The following is a 2,098-nucleotide window of genomic DNA, read 5'->3' as shown; positions in this document are numbered from 1 at the left end:
ACAATCTAAGCCTATATCAAATTAACACGCTTGAGATAGTACAAGACAGTCGTAATCGTTGGTATGCCTGTATCACCGTTAAAGACTTTCCTAAGCAAGTAAGTGGTAAGGGCAACGTTGGTATTGACTTAGGTTTAAAAGAGTCTGCAACCACATCAAATGGCGACAAGTTAATTATTAAGCAAACGCAAAAGTGGGCGAGTAAATTAGCAGTAGCCCAGCGTGCTAAGAATAAAAAGCGTGTTAAAGCAATCCACGCCAAAATCAAAAATTCAAGACTAGATGCAATTCATAAATTCACCACCCAGTTAGTGCAGAGCAACGCCTTAATTGTGGTGGGTGATGTTAAATCTCGCTCATTTACAACTAAAAAAACCAAGCTAGCTAAATCAACATACGATGCAGGATGGTTTGAACTCAAACGACAACTGCACTATAAGTGCAAGTATGCAGGTTGTCAGCTTGAGATAGTAAATGAGAGTTACACTACCCAGACCTGTTCGTGCTGCCACAAAATAAGTGATAGTAGCTTGAGGGTAGAGCAGGCTTGCGAATAAGAGGATGGACTTGTGCTGAGTGTGGCACATGGCATGATAGAGATATCAATGCTGCTAAGAACATCCTTGCGGTCGGGCTTGACCGTCTAGCTGTAGGAATCCCCTCGGTTTAGCGAGGGGAGGAAGTCAATGCCAGTTAACGGAACCCACCTCAATAATTAAGCCAAAAGAGAAAAACTATGTCCTCCCTACTAACTAAGACTTACCACACCATTACGTTAAGTGAGACCAATGATATTTTGACTGTGACCTTAAATCGTCCAGACAAAAAAAATGCGATGAGTCTGCAAATGATGGCAGAGCTGATTAATGTCGCCAAAGCTCTAAAAAAAGACCGAGCCATTCGTGCGGTCATTATTAATGGAGAGGGTGATACTTTCTGTGCGGGTATTGATTTGGGCGATTTAAATAATCCAAAAAATGCTCTTATGGGACTGTATGAGCTGCTAAAGCCTACCCAAAGCATCTTCCAAAGAGTGTGTTTGATATGGCGTGAAGTCCCCATGCCGGTGATTATTACCACTCATGGTTATTGCATAGGGGCGGGCATGCAATTGGCCTTGGCTTGTGATTTTCGTATTACCACACCGGACTGTCAGTTTGCCATTATGGAGGCTAAGTGGGGCTTAGTACCTGATATGGGATTGACTCAATCTGCTTTGCACGTTTTGCCGGTAGATACTCTAAAAGAGTTGACCATGACCGCCCGCTTGATCTCAGCCAAAGAAGCCGAGCAATTACATCTAGTGAGCCATGTGGATGAAAATCCGTATCAGAAAGCCCAAGCCTTGGCTGAAGAGATTGCCAACCGTTCGCCAGATGCGGTATTGGCCAGTAAGCGGGTCATAAACCATATGACCAAACAAAGCTTTGGTGCCTTGTATCAAGAGAAGATGTGGCAGCTTAAGCTTATGGGCGGTGGTAAAAACCGTAAGCTAGCGATTAAAAAAGCCAAAGACAGTAGCGTTCAGTTTTTAAAGCGTCAGTTTAGCTAGCCAGTCTAGTCTGTGGATTTCTATTGTTAGTGGCCACTAAAAAACCGTCATTAACCTTATTGTTTTATAGTTGAGTAAGCTTGCGTAATTTTGATTGACTAACCTTTATCACCTATCGCCGTAAAACCACCCACTTCATGGGGTGGGTATAAGGCGACACACACTGTCGTAAGAAGCAGTTAAAGGGTTGTAAGTTAAAATTAATCTTGCCATACTAAGCATATGAAAACACTCAAGCTACGCATTAAAGACAAGCACATAAAAGAGCTGAATCGTCTAAGCGGTTCAGTGAACTTCGTGTGGAACTATATTAATGCACTTTGCTTTGAGCATCTAAAACGTACCGGTAAGTACTTTTCAGCCTATGATTTAAACCAGTACACCAAAGGTAGCGGCGAGTATTTAGGATTACACAGTCAGACCTTACAGGCTATCAATGAGACACACGCTAAATCACGTAAACAATTTAAAAAAGCCAAACTTAGCTGGCGTACTAATAGAGCTGATGCCAAGCGTAAATCACTTGGCTGGATACCTTTTAAGAAA

The 2,098-nt window shown here is 42.4% G+C and carries 1 protein-coding gene and 2 pseudogenes; all 3 read left to right on the top strand.

Annotation, left to right across the window (positions count from 1 at the left end; translation table 11 throughout):
• Nucleotides 1-670: pseudogene (locus A1019T_RS00575) on the top strand (RNA-guided endonuclease InsQ/TnpB family protein); the annotation flags it as partial.
• 66 nt (nt 671-736) lie between these two features.
• A complete protein-coding gene (locus A1019T_RS00570) occupies nt 737-1,552 on the top strand; it encodes a crotonase/enoyl-CoA hydratase family protein (protein WP_077449958.1) in 816 nt (271 codons plus the stop codon).
• A 222-nt stretch (nt 1,553-1,774) separates the two neighbouring features.
• Nucleotides 1,775-2,098, top strand: a pseudogene (locus tag A1019T_RS00565) (RNA-guided endonuclease InsQ/TnpB family protein); the annotation flags it as partial.

Origin of the sequence: Psychrobacter piechaudii, assembly GCF_900162825.1 — a bacterium.
GTDB classification, from domain to species: Bacteria; Pseudomonadota; Gammaproteobacteria; order Pseudomonadales; family Moraxellaceae; genus Psychrobacter; species Psychrobacter piechaudii.
This window is presented reverse-complemented; position numbering and strand designations above follow the sequence as displayed.

Bases quoted from the DNA above. Each gene is read 5' to 3' on its own strand.
- A1019T_RS00570 (WP_077449958.1), top strand. From the start codon at position 737: ATGTCCTCCCTACTAACTAAGACTTACCACACCATTACGTTAAGTGAG.